Origin of the sequence: Micromonospora sp. NPDC005215 (assembly GCF_040607915.1) — a bacterium.
In the GTDB taxonomy this organism is placed as follows: Bacteria; Actinomycetota; Actinomycetes; order Mycobacteriales; family Micromonosporaceae; genus Micromonospora.
This window is the reverse complement of record NZ_JBEXHQ010000082.1, coordinates 1-18502: the sequence shown is the minus strand read 5'-3', so window position 1 is coordinate 18502 and position 18502 is coordinate 1. Positions and strand designations below refer to the sequence as shown.

15 protein-coding genes are annotated in these 18502 nt (G+C 73.3%); 1 reads left to right on the top strand and 14 read right to left on the bottom strand.

The genetic code is table 11. The features are described 5' to 3' along the window. Window positions 1-286: 286 nt before the first annotated feature. From ABZU25_RS33440 to ABZU25_RS33410, 7 genes are all read right to left on the bottom strand, one after another. Entirely contained in the window at window positions 287-1441 is a 1155-nt protein-coding gene (locus ABZU25_RS33440; protein WP_355033358.1) for an FHA domain-containing protein, read from the bottom strand. After that, the gene (locus tag ABZU25_RS33435; protein WP_355033357.1) at window positions 1438-1731 is read right to left on the bottom strand and encodes a 4a-hydroxytetrahydrobiopterin dehydratase; all 294 of its coding nucleotides are present in this window, start codon (window positions 1729-1731) and stop codon (window positions 1438-1440) included. The genes ABZU25_RS33440 and ABZU25_RS33435 overlap by 4 nt, the downstream gene beginning before the upstream one ends. 156 nt (window positions 1732-1887) lie before the next feature. Beyond that, window positions 1888-2937, bottom strand: coding sequence for an acyl-CoA desaturase (locus ABZU25_RS33430; RefSeq protein ID WP_355033356.1), 1050 nt, complete (start codon window positions 2935-2937; stop codon window positions 1888-1890). A gap of 136 nt (window positions 2938-3073) precedes the next feature. Then, a complete protein-coding gene (locus tag ABZU25_RS33425) occupies window positions 3074-6766 on the bottom strand; it encodes a hypothetical protein (RefSeq protein WP_355033355.1) in 3693 nt (1230 codons plus the stop codon). A 48-nt stretch (window positions 6767-6814) separates the two neighbouring features. Then, a complete protein-coding gene (gene cutA, locus ABZU25_RS33420; RefSeq protein WP_355033354.1) occupies window positions 6815-7135 on the bottom strand; it encodes a divalent-cation tolerance protein CutA in 321 nt (106 codons plus the stop codon). 74 nt (window positions 7136-7209) lie between these two features. Beyond that, on the bottom strand, window positions 7210-8214 hold the full coding sequence (locus tag ABZU25_RS33415; RefSeq protein WP_355033353.1) for a 1-acyl-sn-glycerol-3-phosphate acyltransferase: 1005 nt from the start codon (window positions 8212-8214) through the stop codon (window positions 7210-7212). Beyond that, the gene (locus ABZU25_RS33410) at window positions 8214-9047 is read right to left on the bottom strand and encodes a patatin-like phospholipase family protein (protein WP_355033352.1); all 834 of its coding nucleotides are present in this window, start codon (window positions 9045-9047) and stop codon (window positions 8214-8216) included. The genes ABZU25_RS33415 and ABZU25_RS33410 overlap by 1 nt, the downstream gene beginning before the upstream one ends. Window positions 9048-9211: 164 nt before the next feature. Here ABZU25_RS33410 and ABZU25_RS33405 point away from each other — a divergent pair, with 164 nt between their 5' ends. Further along, window positions 9212-10657, top strand: coding sequence for a serine/threonine-protein kinase (locus ABZU25_RS33405; protein WP_355033351.1), 1446 nt, complete (start codon window positions 9212-9214; stop codon window positions 10655-10657). A 22-nt stretch (window positions 10658-10679) separates the two neighbouring features. On the opposite strand, the gene ABZU25_RS33400 is transcribed toward ABZU25_RS33405, so the two are convergent. The 7 genes from ABZU25_RS33400 to ABZU25_RS33370 all read right to left on the bottom strand — a co-directional run bounded on the left by ABZU25_RS33400 (window position 10680) and on the right by ABZU25_RS33370 (window position 18255). Next, window positions 10680-11735: a glycosyltransferase family 4 protein gene (locus tag ABZU25_RS33400; protein WP_355033359.1), complete on the bottom strand. Its 1056-nt coding sequence runs from the start codon at window positions 11733-11735 to the stop codon at window positions 10680-10682. 157 nt (window positions 11736-11892) lie between these two features. Then, window positions 11893-12564: a BON domain-containing protein gene (locus ABZU25_RS33395; protein WP_355033350.1), complete on the bottom strand. Its 672-nt coding sequence runs from the start codon at window positions 12562-12564 to the stop codon at window positions 11893-11895. A 184-nt stretch (window positions 12565-12748) separates the two neighbouring features. Further along, the gene (locus tag ABZU25_RS33390) at window positions 12749-14431 is read right to left on the bottom strand and encodes a trypsin-like peptidase domain-containing protein (protein WP_355033349.1); all 1683 of its coding nucleotides are present in this window, start codon (window positions 14429-14431) and stop codon (window positions 12749-12751) included. A 62-nt stretch (window positions 14432-14493) separates the two neighbouring features. Next, complete coding sequence (locus ABZU25_RS33385) at window positions 14494-16041, bottom strand: HAMP domain-containing sensor histidine kinase (RefSeq protein WP_355033348.1); 1548 nt, start codon at window positions 16039-16041, stop codon at window positions 14494-14496. Further along, a complete protein-coding gene (locus ABZU25_RS33380) occupies window positions 16038-16739 on the bottom strand; it encodes a response regulator transcription factor (RefSeq protein ID WP_355033347.1) in 702 nt (233 codons plus the stop codon). Before ABZU25_RS33380 ends, ABZU25_RS33385 begins: the two co-directional genes overlap by 4 nt. Before the next feature lie 83 nt (window positions 16740-16822). After that, complete coding sequence (locus ABZU25_RS33375; protein WP_355033346.1) at window positions 16823-17434, bottom strand: PadR family transcriptional regulator; 612 nt, start codon at window positions 17432-17434, stop codon at window positions 16823-16825. Then, entirely contained in the window at window positions 17431-18255 is an 825-nt protein-coding gene (locus tag ABZU25_RS33370; protein ID WP_355033345.1) for a DUF4097 family beta strand repeat-containing protein, read from the bottom strand. The genes ABZU25_RS33375 and ABZU25_RS33370 overlap by 4 nt, the downstream gene beginning before the upstream one ends. Between the last annotated feature and the right edge of the window lie 247 nt (window positions 18256-18502).

Genomic DNA, 18502 nt, shown 5'->3' with positions numbered 1-18502 from the left:
CACCACTCGTCCCGCCCCCGTGTGCTGCCTCGATGACGTCCGAGGCAGCACTTTCCCTGTTCTTGTGCGGATCTTAGGGGCCCGGCCGGGGCCAGGGTCCACGGCGGATCCTGGACGCCCGGCCGGGGCCAGGGTCCAGGGCGGATCCTGGACGCCCGGCCGGGGCCAGGGTCCATGTGCGGATCTTGGGCGCCCCGGCCGGGGTCAGGGTCCACGGCGGATCCTGGGCGCCCGGCCGGGGTCAGGGTCCAGGGCGCCCGGCCGGGGTCAGGGCACCGGGCCGGGGTCAGGGGCGGGGTAGGCGCATGGCCATCGTCGGAGCCTCGGCCATCACCGAGGTGGGGGTGAACGGGGCACCGGTGGGCAGTTCCTCGGCCCGGCCGATCTGCACCCCCGGGTACAGCTCCACCATGTCGTTCTCGCCGAGCACCCGGGACTGCTGCGGGGCCAGCGGGATACGGTCCGACTCGGTCATCGAGCCGGCCGGGCGGATGCCGGAGCCGTTGGTGCTGATGTCGGTCACGATGACCTCGCCGACCCGCAGCTCGAACTGGACGTGACCACGGCTGATCCACCGCCGGGCCTCGTCGTTGAGCCACTGCCCGAGCATGATCCCGCCGTCCTGCTCGGGAGCCCGACCGGCCACCAGCGGCTGCTCCTCGCTCAGCACGAACCGCCGCCGGACCAGGCCACCGACGCGTACCGCGAGCACCTCGGTACGCGGCCGAGGACCGCCGTCGCCAAGGCGTACGCCGTGTCGGGGGCAGGTCGGCGCACCGTTGCGCAGCGCGGGCGGCGGCTGCGCGGCCGGGCTGCGGTCCGCGCCCCCGGCCAGGTCGGCGAACGCGCCGCCCCCGCCACCGCCGCCGAACAGCGCGCACCCCGACTCCGGGCAGCGCCACTGCCGGGCCAGCAGCTTGACCCCGGTCGGCGAGCGCTTACCGGCGACCGGCGCGTGCCCGCCGCCGACGTGCGCGACGAACGCCGGCCCGCCGGCGCCTGGCACCGGGGCCACCACGCGACCGGGCTGCTCGACCAGCCACGGGAACCGCCCGCGCAGCCCGTCGAAGCGGACCCGGCTGAGCACCGGCAACCCGAGCAGGTCGGCCACCTCCAACATCCGGTCGCCCGGATTGTCGAGCACCTCGACAAGCCCGTCGTCGGCCCAGCGGCGCACCACCATCCGCTCGTTGGAGGTCAGGTCGGCGTCGGAGAGCAGCGCCCGGTGCACCACCGCGTAGACCTGGACGCTGTCCTCCTCCAACTCGCGGGAGAGCGCGTCGATGACCATGCCGAGGCGCAGCAGGCTGGCCGGCCGACCGCCGTCGATGTCCTGGTAGCGGATCACCTCGGCCAGGTCGATCACCGCTCGGGCCAGCGACGGGTCGGTGCAGACCCGTCCCTCGATGGCGTCCAGCACCTTGCTGATCTCGAATCTCATGCCGCACTCCGGACGATGTCGTCGATCCGCCGGGCCAGCTCGATGTCCCGGTGGGTGACCCCACCGGCCGAGTGCGTGACACAGCGGAAGGTCAGGGTCCGCCATCGAATGTCGATGTCGGGATGGTGGTCGAGTTCCTCGGCCACCGTCGCCACCCGGTCCACCACCGCGATGGCCGCCGGGAAACTGCCGAGCTGGGCCGTACGACCGATGCCGGTCGGGTCGCCCGACCAGTCGGGCAACCGGTCCAGCTCTTCTCGCACCGCGTTCGCGGTGAGCAGGTCTGCCATGAGCAGACCCTACCGGTGACGCGTCCGACGAGCCGGACACGCCACCGTGCCACCAGAGGCCAGCCCACCGTCACGATCAACCTGCCCGGACGCGACGGTGGGGCGGCATCATCAGATGCCGCCCCACCGATCAAACCTCGTGTCCGCCGCACCTGGTCAGCCGCGCAGCGGCCGACCTACGTCGTGCAGGTGACCAAGCGCCTGCCGGTACGACTCGACCAGCCCGGTCTCGGCGTACGGGATGCCCTGCTCGACGCAGTAGGCCCGGACGATCGGCTGGGCCCGACGCAGGTTGGCGCGGGGCATGTTCGGGAACAGGTGGTGCTCGATCTGGTAGTTGAGACCGCCGAGCGCGGTGTCCACCAGTCGGCTGCCCCGCACGTTGCGAGAGGTCAACACCTGCTTACGCAGGAAGTCCAGCTCGTCCTCGGCGGTCGGCATCGGCATGCCCTTGTGGTTCGGCGCGAACGCGCAGCCCATGTAGAGACCCCACAGCGCCTGGTGCACGACCGCGAAGAGCAGTGCCTTGACCGGGGACATGACCGCCAACAGCAGCGCCACGTAACCGACGGTGTGCACGACGAGCAGCACCGCCTCGACCGCCCGGTGTCGCATCGGTACGGCGTACCTGCCGTCCTCCCGGCCGACGATCGCCCGGATGCTCGCCACGTGCAGGCTCAGACCCTCCAGGAGCAGCATCGGGAAGAAGAAGTACGCCTGCCGCTGAGCCATCCAACGGCCGAACCCCCGGGTCTCCAGCGCCTGCTCGGGCGTCCACACCAGGGCACCCGCGCCGACGTCCGGGTCCTCGTCCTCGTGGTTCGGGTTGGCGTGGTGCCGGTTGTGCTTGTCGACCCACCAGCCGTAGCTGAGCCCCACCGCCAGGTTGCCGGCGAGCAACCCGACCAACTCGCTGGGACCCCTCCGCCGGAACATCTGCCGGTGTCCGGCGTCGTGACCGAGGAACGCGACCTGCGTGGTGGCCACCGCCAGCAACGCCGCGAGCGGCAACTGCCACCAGGAGTCGCCGAGCAGGAACACGGCGATCCAGCCGGCCACGAAGGCGCCGAGGGTGAGCGCGATGCGGGTGACGTACCAACCGGGGCGCCGCTCCAGCAGGCCCGCCTGGCTGATCCGCCGAGACAACTGTGCGTAGTCACTGCCTCGCCGTCGTACCGGCGGTTCCGCCACCGCTCCGAGCGCCATTGCTGCTCCCGCTTCGCTGTGCCTGAACCGGGGTGGCTCGGGCTTATTCTCAAGTCTCTCGTCAGCAGTAGCGCTGAGTAACCCTGGCAACCCCCGAATCGGGGGTAGGGCGAGCACTACCCCCGATCGATGCGGCTCAACCCAGCCGAGCCACCGTGGCCCGCAACCGAGCCAGGTCACGCCGCCGCCGCTCGTAGGTCGCGGCCAGCCCGACCAGCGCCAGCCCGCCCACACCGAGGTAGATCCACCGGGGCAGCAGGTCCCACCCTCGGGCCACCTCGTGCAACGCCAACAGCGCCAGCACGCCGCCGCCGAGCAGCACCGGCGCCTGCCATCGGCGGGTCGCGCCGACAAGGACCGCGCCCAGGGCCGCCGCGCCGAGGAGCAGTCGCCGCCACGGCTGCGGGTCCGCCCCGGCCAGCACCGACACGAGACTCGGGAGCAGCGCCGCGACCAGCCCCGGGCCGAGGGCCGGCCAACTGGTCAGCCCCGGCCGGGTGCGCAGCGCCAGCAGACCCGCGCCGAGGGCGAGCGCCGAGGCCGGCAGGGTGTACGCCTCCAGCACCGTCACCCCGCCGGCGGCCAACAGCACCCACCCGCCGAGCAGCTCGCTGCCGGCGGCGATGCCGGCGAACACCCACCGCCGGCCGACCGACTCGCCCCGGCGCAGCAGCCGCAGCGCGACGGCCACGCCCCAGAGCACGCAGACGGTGGCGAGGTGCCGCGCCACGTCGACGGCGAACACCGCCGCCACCAGCGCCACCGCCTGCGCGGCAGCGTCCAGCACCCGACCGACCAACGCCCGCGTCGGCGTGGCGGCGGCGGCGACGGCCAGCGTCAGCGCGGCCACCGCCAACAGCGGGTACGCGGCCGCCCGCACCGGCAGCCCGGCGGCCAGTACGGCGGTCACCGCCAGCGCGGACGCCGCACCCACCGCCGCGAGGCAACCGGCGACACGCACCTCGGCCTTGCGTCCCCCGGTGGCGGCGATCACCGCCGCGACCAGCAGCGCCGCCTCGGCAGCGAGCGACCCGGCCCGGGTGGCCAGCAGCCCCACCACCCCGGAGGCGGTCAGTACCACACCCAGGGGTACCGCGATCGGCGCGAGCGTCGGGCGGGGCACGGCCAACGCGGCGAGCAGCACCGCCGCCAACCCGGCGAGCAGCACCGCGGCGGGCAGCACCGGCCACGGCGCGCCGGCCGCGACGAGCAGCACCGGCAGCGCCGCAGCCGCGAACGGCAGCGCGGGCAGCGCCACGTCGGTGAACGCCAGCGCGGGCAGCGCCGGCCGGCCAGCCTGCCGCCGACCGGCGAGCACGACGGCCACCGCCAGCACGACCAACGCCAACCCGACGGGCAGCGCCGCCGGATCCGCGACGACCGTGGGCACTCCCGACCAGAGCCCCGCCGGACCGTCGTACGGCGACACGAGTGCGGCCACCACCCTCGGCAGGGCCGCCAGGACAGCGACCACCGCCAGCGCGCCACCCACCGCCAGCACCGGACCCGACCGGAGGATCGCCGGCGGCCCCCCAACCACCGCCGATCCTCCGACCGCCGGCCCCCCAACCGGCGACCCCCCAACCGGCGACCCCCCAACCGCCGACCCCCCGACCGCCGCACTCCCGACCGCCGACCCCCCGACCGCCGCACCCCCGACCGCCGCACCCCCGACCGCCGCACCCCCGACCGCCGCACCCCCGACCGCCGCACCCCCGACCGCCGCACCCCCGACCGGCGAAGCGCTCGACCAGGCCGGCTGGTGGGCGACGGCCTCCGGTCGATCCCAGCGGACGACGAGCGCCACACCCAGCGCCGCCAGTGCGGCGTACAGGGCGATCGGCTCGTTGCCGGCCACCACCAGCGGCGCGAGGCCGGGTACGGTCACGGCGACCACGGCACCGGTCACCGCGTACCCGATCAGCTCCGCCCGGTGACGACGCGCCACGAGCACCGCGACCAGCGCGAGCCCGGCGGCCATCAGCGCGAGCCGGGCCTGCCACCACGGCGGCGCGCCACCGGCGAACAGCGCCACCACGACGATCCCGGGCAGCGCGAGCTGCGCGACCAGCAGACCCACACCGGCCACCCACCGGTACGCCCCGGTGCCCCGCCGGACGGCCAGCGCCAGCCCGACCAGGACGACGACGCCGAGTGCCACCAGGACGCCGGCCGGGGCAGCCAGCGCGACCAGCAGCCCGTGTCCGAGCAGGACGGCACCGCCCAGCGCGCAGGTGAGCAGGACGGCCGAACGGGTCGCCGGAAGGGCCAGCACGGCGAGCAGCAGCGCCACCCCGCCGACCAGGTCGACGGCCACCACCGCCGGCCAGGAGGCCGCCCAGCCGGCGGGCAGGGCGAGCAGCACCGCCACCGCGCCGGCCGTGGCGAGCACCGTTCGCGCCCGCCGGGGCAGCAGCAGCACCGTCGCGGCGACCGCCACCGCCACGACCGGTGCCAACTGCCAGCCCCAGTGCAGGCCCGGTCCCGTCTCCGCCCCGCGCCACGGTGGCAGCGAGCGACCCACGGTGGCGAGCGCCAACGCGGCGGTGGCCAGTACGGCCACCTGCGCCGTGCCCCCCGCGACCAGCATCGCGCCGGTGCGTGGGCCGATCCGCCAACCGCCGACGTCGGCCGCCCCATCTTCGGTCGTGGCCGGCAGGCTGCGCACCGCGACGGCCAGCCCGAGCGCCACCATCGCCGCCGCGAGCGGCAGCATCGACGGCCACAGCTCCGCCACCGGGCGGAGCAGGGCGACCGCGAGTACCGGCACCAGCAGCCCGGCGGCCGCCGCCCGCAGCGCCCGCTCGCCGAGAATCCAGGCCGCACCGAGACCGGTCAGCGTGACCAACACCAGCGGCAACCCCGCCAGCAGTGGCGAACCACCCACCCGCCCGAGGGCCAACGGCGTCAGGGCAGCGGCAGCGGCGCCGACGAGCGCGCCGACGAGCGCGGCCCCCGCCACCACCCGGCCGCCGAGCTGCGCCGTCCCGGCTTGGCCGCGCAGCCTGACCAGCACCCCCAGGTTTCCCAGCGCCACCGCGAGCAGGACCAGCGTCCAACCGGTCGGGCCTGGTTCGGCCGCGACGGCGAGCAGCGGCACCACCGGCTGGGCGGCAAGCAGGGCGGCGAACCACGGCCCGGTCAACCCGCTCCACCGGCCGTACGCCACGGCGACCGCCGCGCTGGCCCCCCCGACCAGCGCGGCGTACCGGCTACCCGGCCAGCCGGCCACCCCGGCCAGGTCCACCGACCAGGCCGCGTACCCGTCCAGCACCACCAACAGCAACCCGACCGCGGCGAACGTCTCCGCCGTGCCCCGCAGTCCCCGCCGCACGGCCAGCAGCGGTACGGCCAGCATGAGCGCGGTGAACGCGGCCAGGATCAACGCCCGCCCACCGACCCCCACCGACGCCCAGGCCACCGCGGTGAACACCACCGCAGCAGTGCCCAGCAGCAGTCCACCGAGGACGAAGAGCAGACCCTGGACCGTCCGGGTGGACGTCTCCGCCGCACCCGGTGCCGCACCAGCCGTGGCAACCGGGGCCGGGCCACCGGCAGGCACCGAACGTGCCACGGCGGACGCCGCCAGCCCCGCGCGGACGACCGCCGCCAGCTCGGCCCGCCGCCGCGACGTGGCCGACAGGCGACCGGCCAGCTCGGTGTACGTGCGGCGGGCCCGGTCCACCTCGGGCTCAAGCTGGGCGACCTCGCGGCCCAACCGGAACACCTCGGCGGCGATCGGATCGGGCGCACGCCGGCAGCCGGTGCAGCCGGTACTCAGGTCGGCCGGGGCGCCACAGGCCGGGCAGGGATAGCGGGTGTCATCCACCCGGTCATCATCGGGAGCCGACCGGGGCGCGACCCAGAGTCCGCGTACTCAGGGTCGGGTGTGCTCGTATACCCAGGTCGCATACGCGGGATGGCCGCTGTCCACCCTGGACACCAGGATCTCCGGTACCTCGTACGGATGGCTGACCCGGATCTGGTCCACCAACGCGGCCAACCGGTCCGGTGCGGTCTTGAACTGCACCGACCACTCGGAGCTGGTCTCCACTCCGGACCGCCACCAGTAGGTGCTGTCCACCTGACCGCCCACCTGGGCACAGGCGGCGAGCCGGCCGGCAACGGCCGCGGCCGCCAGCACGTCGGCAACCGAACGCGCATCCACGACCGTCGTCACCACGCAGATCTGATCCACGCCCGCACCCTACGCGGCACCACCCCTTCGAGCCGGCTTTTCGTTCGCCGCCGCGAGGCCCGCGCTGCGCACGCTCATCGATTGGCCGCGATCCACTCGTCGATCCGTGCCCACCAGTCGAACAGCCAGTCGATGCGTTGCTGCCGGCCGGCCGGCACCTCCTCCGGCGGCACCGACCAGAACCGCATCACGATCTGCTTGTCCATCGGCAGTTCCCGCCACACATCGGCGACGGTGAGCATCCGGTCCAGTCCGGTGTGGGCGACGAAGATGACCCCGGCGTCCGGGGCGGCGTCCAGCGCGGCGAGCACCCCGCCGGGCTGCGGGGCGAGGACGTGGCGCATCCGCTCGGCGCGCAGGGCCATCCGTTCCAGGCCGAGGGAACGCAGCCGGGCGATGGCGCGCAGTCGCCGCTTGGGGGTGAAGTTGCCGCCCTCGGGAAAGATGACGAACGCGTCGTTGTCGTCCAGGCCCGCGGCCAGGTGCCCGACCTGGCGTACCGTCTCCTCGCCGCGCTCCGGCGTCGGCGCGATGAAGCGGTTGGGCAGCCGGTTGAGCAGCACATCGATCGCCGGGTCCCACTGGAGGCTGTCCTTCAGGACGATCCGTGGCTCCCGGTTGAACCAGTTGACCAGGCCGTGGATCAGGATGAACGAGTCGCCCGGTCCGGCGTGCCGGCAGAGCACCAGCTCGGGCCGGCCGGGCAGCGCGGTGTCCGGGTCGGTGCCCACCACGTCGATACGCAACCGCAGTGTCCATCGGGCCTGCCAGAACAGCACCCGCAGGAACCAGCCGGCCAGCACGTAGTGTGCGCGCTGGAAGGCCGGGGACCGGACCCGCCAGCCGAAGCCGGAGGCGACCCACAGCACGAAGAGCGCGAGCAGCGCGGCGGCGTTCCAGACCAGGTAGACGCAGCCGATCCAGAGCAGCCGCAGCGGGCGCAACCGACCTGGGACCAGCGGCGATCCGGCCGCGGCGAGGAGCGCCCAGACCGGCAACGTGGTGACCACGACGAAGGCGAGCACTACCACGGCGGGGGCGAACAGCAACCGGCGTAGCCACCTGGGGGGTAACGGCATCACCGCTCCGCGTGGGTGGCGAGGTAGCGCCGGGAGGCGGTGTACGCCCGGCTGATCCGCCGCCCCACCGCGGCCATGTCCCGATACGCCCACGGGGTGTCGTCTCGTGGGTTCAGCCCTCCGGTCGGCAGGACGTGCACCTCCACCCCCTCGGGCAGCGCGGCCATCTCCCGGAAGAAGCGGTGCCGGCGGGAGATCTCGAACGCTACCTGCGCGATCTCCCACGGTCGTCGGGGCGGCGTCAGCTCGCGTTCGATCCGGCCCACCTGGAGGACGTAGATCCGGCGGGCGCCAACGGCCACCGCCTCGCCGATCGGGATGGAGTTGACGATGCCGCCGTCCACGTAGTGCGCGCCGTCGATCTCCATGGGCGGTAGCAGGCCCGGCACCGAGGCCGACGCCAGCACCGCCGGCACCACCGGACCACTGTCGAACCAGTGCTCGGCGGCCCGCTCGATGTGCGCGGCGCAGCAGCGGAACGGCACCCGCAGGTCGGCGAAGGTGGTGTCCACCCCCAGCTCGGTTTCGAGCAGGCGGCGCAGCGGCCGGGGCGAGTGCAGGTGGGTACGGGCGGCGAAGCGACGCAACTGCCGGGCGACCGAGTCGCCGTACACCTCGCTCGCCTCCGGGGAGGCCCAGAGCCGGACCAGCCGGTCGGTCACCGCCTCCGACGGGTCGGCGGCGACAAGCGCGCCGTTCACCGCCCCGATCGAGGTGCCGAGCACCATGTCGGGCTGGATGCCGGCGCGGAAGAGCGCGCGCAGCATGCCCACCTCGACCGCGCCGAGCACTCCCCCGCCGCCGAGCACGAACGCCACCGGTCCCGCCGCCATGCCCTCATCCTGGCACGGGCCCGCAGCCGACCGGCCAGCCGCCGTCGCCGGGCGGTCGGCGCACGCCGGACACCGCCCGGCGACCGGAGCCGGTGACGGCGTTGACAGGCCGAACGCATTCGCGCAACCTGATACCGCTCCCACCCCTGAGGCAGGTGCGATCGGTGAAGGCAGCACTGCATCCGGGCCGGTTGCTGGCCGGCAGATACCGACTTCTCGACCAGATCGGCGCCGGCGGTATGTCCGTGATCTGGCGTGCCCGCGACGAGGTGCTGGACCGGGTCGTCGCGCTCAAGGTGCTCGCCCCTTCGCTGGCCGCCGACGCGCGATTCCGGGGCATGGTGCGGGAGGAGGCTCGGGCCGCCGCCCAGTTGGTGCACCCCCACGTGACCTCGGTGCACGACTACGGCGAGACGGTCGCCCCGGACGGCTCGATCACCTCGTTCGTGGTGATGGAGCTGCTCAGCGGCGAGGAGTTGGAGCTGCGACTCACCGAGGGGCCGTTGCCGTGGGCCGAGGCGGTCCAGGTGGGCGCGCAGGTCGCGGATGCGCTGGCCGCCGCGCACCGGCTCGGCATCGTGCACCGCGACATCACTCCGGCCAACGTGATGATGACCGGTTCGGGGGTCAAGGTCCTCGACTTCGGCATCGCCACCCGGATCGGCGCGCCCGACGAGGACGAGGACGGCGGCACCTTCGGAACTCCCGCGTACGTCGCCCCGGAACGGCTCGACGGCGCACCGGCCCAGCCGTCCACCGACGTGTACTCGCTCGGCGTACTGCTGCACGAGGCACTCACCGGCCGGGTTCCGTATCCGGCGGAGACCTGGGAGGAGCTCAGCGCCGCGCTGGCCAGCGGTCCGGCGCCGACGCTGGCCGAACTGCCGGAGCTGCCCCCGGCGGTGGCCCGGATCTGCCTGCGCAGCCTCGCCCGGAACCCGGCGGACCGGCCGACCGCCCGACAGGTCGCCAACACGCTTCGCGACCAGTCGGTGCCGGCGGACCCACCACCCACGACCGTCCGGATGCCCGCCGAGCCCCTGCCACCGCGGCTCGTAACCGTTCCGGCGGCGAACGGAGAGACGGCCGCCGGCGAGACGGCCGCAGGGTCGCGCTGGACGCGACGGCGACTGGCGCTGCTGCTGGTGCCCGTGGTCCTGGTGATCGCGGTGGCGCTGGTCGGCGTGGCCCTGCTGCCCGATCAGCAGCCCACCCGGCGGGCGCAGCCCTCGGCCGGCCCGGTGACGACTCCGTCGTCCGCCCCGCCGGCCGCCGCGCCGCCGGAGCCGACGACGGCACCGCCAACGGGGCCGGGGACCCGGCCGCCCACCTCGGATCCGGTCACCCTCGTCGAGGCCGCCAACCGGGTCGACGAGCTGATCGCGGCCGGGCTGAGCGCCGGCGAGATCCGCAGCGACGTCGGCCTCGACCTGCGCAACGAGCTACGCAACCTGACCGCCGCGGTCAGCTCCGGCCGCGACGAGTTGGCACCACCGGTGGCCCGGCTGCGCGAGAAGGTCGCGGTCCGCCTCGGCGAGGGTGGCATCAGTCCGGCGTACGCGAAGCAACTCGACGCCGCCATCGCCGAGCTGGGCGTGGCCCGGGTCTGACCGCACGACGCGGCGGGCAGAGTCAGCGGGCCGAGACCCGGGCCGCCTCGCGCACGTCGTGCCCGCCGGTGGCGAAGCGCCGGTAGATCTCCGCGTAGTCGTACGCCATCCGCTCGACCGAGAAGTTCCGCGCGACGTGTGCCACGCAGTCCTCCGGGTCGAGCTGCTCCGCTGCGCGCAGGGCCGCGGGCAGCTCCTCCGGGTGCGCACAGACCAGCCCGGTCACCCCGGGCCGGACCAGCTCCGGCACCGCACCCCGGTTGAGCGCGACCACCGGTGTCCCGGTCGCCATCGCCTCCAACATGACCATGCCGAACGGCTCATCCCACTGGATCGGCATGATCAGGCAACGGGCGTCGACGAGCATCCGCAGCGTCGCCGCGCGGTCGGCGTTGAGCACGACTGTCACGTTCTCGTCGACAAGCGGGGCGACGACCTGCTCGTAGTAGCGGCGCTCGGCCGGCTCGTTGCACTTCCCGGCGAGCAGCAGGGGCAACCCGGCCTCCCGGCACGCCTGGATGGCGACGTCGGGACCCTTGTCCGGGCTGAACCGGGCCAGCCACAGCACCGGCCCCCTGCCGGGCGCGGTCTTGCGCGGGAAACCGCGGATGTCCAGCGCGTTGTGCACAGTGCCGGCCCAGGGCAGGTTCGGGTTCAGCCGACGCTGGGCGTGCGAGATCGCCACCAGGGCGATGCCCGAGTCGATGTCGCTGAGCACATCGCCGTACTCCCCCACGGGGTTGCCGTGCACTGTCGCGACCGTCGGCACGGCCCGGCGGCCGGCGACCAGCGGGCCGATCGTGGTGTGGTCGTGGATCACGTCGAAGTCGGCCGCCATGATCAGCCGGTTCACCCGGGCCAGGTGGGCCAGCTCGGGCAAGGACTCGCCGAGCCGCTCGTACTGGACCTCGGACACGGTCGAGACGAAGCCGCCAGCATCGGTGCCGTGGTGGCTGCCGGCGCCGAACAGGGTCACCGCGTGTCCGTGGCTGCTCAACGCGTCCACCAGGGCGGCGACGACCTGCTCAAGGCCGCCGTAACCGGGTGGCGGCACGGACAACCAGGGCGGAACCACCATCGCGATGCGCAGCGGCCGCTCCGGAGGGCGGCCCGCAGGCGGGTGGTTCACGGCCACGAGTCCTCCCCGTTGATCCCCGGTACGGCGTTACCGCCGACCGGCGCGGTCGGCGGCGGGTTCCCGGTGGCGTCCCGGGTAAACCGGACAAGACGGACGCTCACCCGCCGACCAGGAGTTGGTCGTGCACCACCCGCACTCCCGGCGCGCACCAGGCGACCCGCTCGACCTGGTCGCGTTCCCACCAGGAGCGGACCACCCCGGCGAGGACCAGCGTGTCGCCGTCCACCTCGACGGTCACCCGATCGGCACCGATCGTGCGAGCCAGCGCCCGCTGGACGTCCCGACGCAGTCGATCAGCGACCGGCGGGGCCAGCGGTCGTACCTCGATCAGGTTGGTGATTCCCCGGACACCGTCGAGCCGGCGCACCTCCCCCTCGGCGGCCCGCCGCTGCCACCCGAACTCGACAGCACCGCGCAGCATCAGCCAGCCGTTGGCCACTGTCACGTCGAGCCGTTCGGCGGGCACGAAGCTGTCCCACTCCAGGGCACGGGAGACCGCGATGGCAAGCTCGGCGTCGGTACGCCCCGGAGTGCCGGGCAGCCGCACCTCGATCTCGCCGGCCACCGCCCGTACGCCGCGAACCCGCTGGGCACACCGGGTCGCGGCCCAACCGCGGGCGGCACCGTCCACGAACCCGGTCAGGGTGACCACGCCCTGGTCGACGGTCACGCCGATCTCGTTCGGTTGCAGTTGGGCGTCCCAGGCCAACTCCGCCAGGACGTCGCGTTGGATCCGCTGGTCGTCGCGGACGTCCACCACCTCGGTCATGGCACCCACCCCCGCTTTCGGTCGCCGAGACCCGCTCACCGAAAACTGCCGCGCAGCAGGGTGACGGCGGTTCACCCGATCCGGGTGAACCGCCGTCCTGGTGGAAAAGAGCGGCGGGTGGCGGAGCCGACCCCCTCGGCCCCGCCACCCGCCGCCGGAGGAAGGAAGCAGGTTCAGATATCTGTCAGGACGTCTCGGCGAGCGTCACGGACACCGACTTCTCGGTGCCGTTCCGCTTGAACTGCACCTCGACCCGGTCGCCGACCTTGCCGGCCTGCACCGCGCCGACCAGGTCGTCCGAGTCGTTGATTGGCTTGTCGCCGAACCGGGTGACGACGTCGCCCTGCTGGAGGCCGGCCTTCTCGGCCGGGCTGCCCGGGGCGACCGAGGCGACGAGCGCGCCGCCGCCCTCGGCCTGGTTGACGCCCACGCCGAGCGACGGGTGGCTGACCTTCTCGCCGCGCTGGAGCTTGCCGGCGACGTCCTTGGCCTTGTTGCTGGGGATGGCGAATCCGACCCCGATGTTGCCGGTGCTCTGCCCGGAGGTCGCGATGGCGGTGTTGACGCCGATCACCTCACCCCGGGTGTTGACAAGCGCGCCGCCGGAGTTGCCCGGGTTGATCGGCGCGTCGGTCTGGAGCAGACCGGAGATCGAGCTGACGGGCTGGCTCTGCTGGGTCGGGTCCTGCTGCTGGCCGTCGCCGGCCCGGATGGTGCGGTCCCGGGCGCTGAGGATGCCCGAGGTCACCGAACCCTGCAGGCCGAGCGGGCTGCCCAGGGCGAGCACCTGGTCGCCGACCTGCATGGCGTCGCTGTCGCCGAACTTGGCCGGCTTGAGGTCGCTGACCCCGTCGGCCTTGACCACGGCCAGGTCGGTCTTCGGGTCGGTGCCAATGATCTTCGCCGGCGCCTTCGTGCCGTCGGCGAAGACCACCTGGACGGTGTCACCGTCGGCGGAGGCGACCACGTGGTTGTTGGTGAGCACGTAGCCGTCGGCGGTGAGCACCACCCCCGAGCCCTCGCCGCTGCCGGTGGTGATCGAGACGACGCTGTCCTGCACGGACGCGGCGATCTTCGGCAGATCGGCGCTGTTGAGCACCGGTGCCGCGGTGTAGGTGCGGGTGACGCCGCCGCCGTCGCCGTCGAGCGCGAGGGCGAGCGCCCCACCGGCCACGCCGGAGCCGAGCATCAGCGCGAACACCGCGACGCCGGCACCGGCGAACTTGGCGATCCGGCCCGGCCGGGGACCACTACCGGGCGGCGCGACCTGCGGACCCCACGGCGGGACCGGCTGACCCGGGTGCTGCCCGGGGTGCTGGGCGTGCTGCCCGGGGTGTTGCGGATGCTGGGCGTGCTGCTGCTGTGGCGGGTACGCCATGCCCGGCTGTCCCCCGCCGGCCCAGCCGGACTGCTGACCCGCGTACCACGGGGCGCCGGGGTACCGGCCGGCGTTCGGCTGCGGGTAGCCGGGTTGGCCGGGCGCCGGGTAGCCGGGCTGGCCGGATGCCGGGTAACCGGGCTGGCCGGGCGCCGGGTAACCGGGCTGGCCGGCTGCCGGGTAGCCGGAGACCGGGTACGGCGGCGCGGAGGGGGTGGCGGCCGGCGGCTCGTACCCGGTCGGCTGTGCGGTGGCCGGCGGCGTGCTGGCCGGCTGCTCGCCGTAGGAGGCGGGTACGGCTTCGGTGGCCGCGGTGGTCTGGGTGTCACCGGTGGCGTGCGCGTCACCAGTTGTCGGAACGACCTGGACGGGAGTGGTCGGGGAGTCGGACTGCGCGCGCTCGTCGCGTGGCAGCTCGGCGGTGGGGTGCGACGGCTCGGCGTCGGTGGGGGCCGGCCGGCGCTGCGGGTCGGACTCGTACTCGGTCATGGCACTACCTTCTCCCTCGGCACTGCAATCAACCTGGAACCGTCCTGGAAGTTGGCTGAAAGTCACTCGCCGACGTCCTCGATGTGTGGCAGCAGCGGCAGCCGAACCCGGAAGGTGGCCCCACCGCCGGGTGTCTGGGCCACCTCGACCGAGCCGCCGTGCGCGGCGACAAGCGCCGCCACGATCGCCAGGCCAAGGCCGGTGCCGGTATTTCCGTCGGCCCGCCGCGTCCGCGCCGCGTCGGCCCGGTAGAACCGCTCGAAGACCCGTTCCGCCTGCTCCGGTGACAGGCCCGGACCGCTGTCGACCACCTCGATGACGGCGCGGTCCCCCGGTTCGGCCCGCAACCGCACCCGGATCTCGGCGTCCGGTGGGGTGTGGGTGAGCGCGTTGGTGACCAGGTTGCCGATCACCTGACGCAACCGCGCGTCGTCGGCGGAGACGACGAGTGGACCCGACCCGGGCTCGATGTCCAACTCGATCCGGCGGTCCGGGGCGATGACGCGGGCGGCCTGCACCGCGTCGGAGGCGAGCACCGGCAACTCCACCGGAGTCAGCGCGAGTGGCCGTTCCCGGTCCAGCCGGGCGAGCAGCAGCAGGTCCTCCACCAGCAGCCCCATCCGGGCCGCCTCGTCCTCGATGCGGCGCAGCAGGCCGGCGGTCTGCTCCGGCTCCCGGGCCGCGCCCTGCCGGTACAGCTCGGCGAAACCGCGGATGGTGGTCAGCGGGGTCCGTAGTTCGTGCGAGGCGTCCGCGACGAACCGCCGCATCCGTTCCTCGGAGCGAATGGCCCGCGCCTCGGACGCCTGAGCGGCGTAGGCGGCGTCCCGGGCGGAGCTCTCCGCCGAACGCGCCGACATCTCCGAGGCGGCTCTGGCGGTGAACGCCGCCTCGATCTGGGCGAGCATCGCGTTCAGCGCGCGGGAGAGGCGGCCCAGTTCGGAGGTCGGCTCGGCCTGCCCCTCCTCCGGGTCGGGCACGCGCCGGCTCAGGTCGCCGCCGGCGATGGCGGCGGCCGTTCGTTCGATCTCCACAAGCGGTTTGAGGCTGGTCCGGACGATCGCCGCGCCCACCGAGGCCAGCATGATCAGCACCGCGCCACCGACCAGCAGGTCGATCCAGACCAGCCGCTTCACCGCCAGGTCGACGTCGGTGAGGTGCTGACCGATGGCCAGGGGCTGACCGTTGGGCAGCTGGGTGTAGAGCATCCGCCAGCGCACCTTGCTGTCCCGGGCCCGGACGGTGAAGGGTTTGCCCTCCAGCTTCTCGAAGCCGGCGGCGTCCGACGGGAATGGTGGCAGGTCACCCAGCACGAAACGCTTGTCGTCGTAGATCACTTCCCGGCCGGTTCTCGGGTCGATGACCGCCAACAGGTAGTCGGTCGGAAAGCCCACACTGCCCTGCTGGGCGGCGACGACCTTGTCGATGCTGCGTGCCGAGGCACTCAACTCGGTGTCGACCTGGGTGACCAGGTAGCTGCGCAGGAAGACAGTGGTGAGCGAACTGATCACCAGCAGCGCGGCGGCGACGAGCAGCAGCACCGCGGTCACCAGCTTGACCCGCAGCGGTACGCCCCGCAGCCGTCCCTTCGCCTGCTGGACCGCGTTCACGCCGCAGGCTTGCGCAGGACGTACCCGACGCCACGGAGGGTGTGGATCAGCCGTGGCTGGGTGGTGTCGACCTTGCGCCGCAGGTAGGAGATGTAGGACTCGACGATGTTGTCGTCACCACGGAAGTCGTAGTTCCAGACGTGGTCGAGGATCTGCGCCTTGGACAGCACCCGGTTGGCGTTGAGCATCAGGTAGCGCAGCAGCTTGAACTCGGTCGGCGAGAGCTGCACGCGCTGGCCGGCCCGGTGCACCTCGTGGGTCTCCTCGTCCAACTCCAGGTCGGCGAAGGTGAGCCGGGAGGGCGCCTGCCCGCCGGTCGTGGTGCGGCGCAGCACGGCCCGGATCCGGGCGGTCAGCTCCTCCAGGCTGAAGGGCTTGGTGACGTAGTCGTCGCCACCCAGGGTCAGCCCACGGATCTTGTCGTCGGTGGCGTCCCGAGCGGTCAGGAAGACCACCGGGGTACGTGTGCCGCCTTCGCGCAGCATCCGGATGACCTCGAAGCCGTCCAGGTCCGGCAGCATGACGTCGAGCACCACCAGGTCGGGCCGGTGGTCCTTGGCAGCGTTGAGCGCCGCGCTCCCACTGGTCGCGGTGGCCACGTCGAAACCCGCGAAGCGCAGGCTCGCGGAGAGCAGTTCGAGGATGTTGGGGTCGTCCTCGACGACGAGAAGTCGCGCCTCGGTCTGGGTAGCGGGCATGCGCCCATCATCGGTGACATCACTGCGTCGGCGCTGGACGCTTCCTGGAAAAAACCTGTGAGTCACAGCCGTTCGGCGACCGGTCAGCGCAGCAGGCGGCGCAGCCCGTCCAGGGCGCCGTCGAGCAGCCGGATCGCGGTACGCAGCTGGGTGTCGCTGAACTGCCGGGCGCGCGTCAACCGGCCCACCTCGGCGCTGAACGCGTGCAGCCGCTTGTCGAGTTCGTCGAGCAGCTCAGCCTGCGGCCCGGCGGTCGACGTCGGCCGGGGCGGCGGCACCGGCGCGTCCCACCGGGTGCGCCGGGTCTGCCGGGTGGCCTCGCTCAACTCCCGCTTGAGGTCGCGAACCGAGCCTCGTACCTCGCTGCGGATCTCGCCAGCCAGGGTGGAGAGGTCCGCCACCGAGGCCGCGATGTCCGCCTCGAGTGCCGCCAACTCGCCGGCGCGCTGGCGCAGCTCCGCACGGCCGGCGTCGGTGATGTCGTACGTCTTGCGGCCGCCGGCGGCGGTGTGGCTGACCAGACCCTCGACCTCGAGCCGTTGCAGGCGGGGGTAGATGGTGCCGGCGCTGGGCGCGTAGAGCCCGAGGAAACGGTCCTCCAGCAGGCGGATCAGCTCGTAGCCGTGCTTCGGACCGTCGTCGAGCAGCTTGAGCAGGTAGAGCCGGAGCCGCCCGTGGCTGAACACGGCGGTCACGGCAGCTCCTCCCCATCGTGGTCGACAGCTCGGGCGAGCAGGGCGATGCTCCCCGAGGTCGCGGAAGCCCAGAGCTTACCGTTGCCGGCGCCGATCACTCCCGCACAGTTGGACTGTGGGAACGTCGAGGCGCGCACCTGCGGGAAGCCGCTGGTGATCCGGCCGGCGGCGGTCTGTAGCTGGACGGCGAGGTCGCTGTCCTCGCGGACCCGGACGGTGATGCTGCCCGACACCGTGGTCAGTTGGATCTCGCTGCGCCGAGGATTGTCCAGGTCACAGGTGATGGCACCGGAGACGGTCTGCGCCCGCACCCGGTCGGCGGCGCTGTCGGCGAGGATCACCTCCCCGGAGACCGTCTCCAGGGTGAGGTCACCGCGAACGCCGAGCGCCTCCAGCGGGCCGGAGGTGATGTGCGCTGTGGTGTTGCCGCGCAGGCCCATCAGGGTGATCTGGCCGGCGGTGACGTGGACCCTGGTCTGCCGGCGCAGGCCGGAGGCGACCACCGAGCCCGCGACCAGGCCCAGATCGGCGAGGACGTCGGCGGGCACGGCGACGGAGACGTCCACCCGGGGATAACGGTGGATCATCCGGAACCACCGCAGGACGTCCGACCAGCTCCGGCCGCGTTCCTGCCGGATGCTGAGCCGGCCGTCGGCATGCTCGATCAGGACCGGCCGGCGACCGACCTGGGTGACGTCGATCCGGGTCGGGCCGTCGGCGGCGACCACGTTGAGCCGCCCGCTGACCAGGCGGACGTCCAGCCGGGTGACCGGCCCGTCCACTGTGAGCCGCTGCGGACTCTCGACCGTCCATCCGGCCATGGCGTCCCCCTCTCGACGGCGCGCAGACACGCGCCTGACAGGAGGCACAGTAACGCGATACATCGCGACACGACAAGACAGGTCGTGAGTTGGTCACCCTCCGGCCGGTGGCCGGATGTGCCTCCGCGAGCGCTATACCTGTGGGTCATAGTTACTTGCGTTTTAACGTTTTTGAGGTTTTTTGATTACTGGGTGTCGTGGTGCGGGGCCTCGTGGTGTGCCTTTGGGGCGGCCGGGGCCTGGGCGG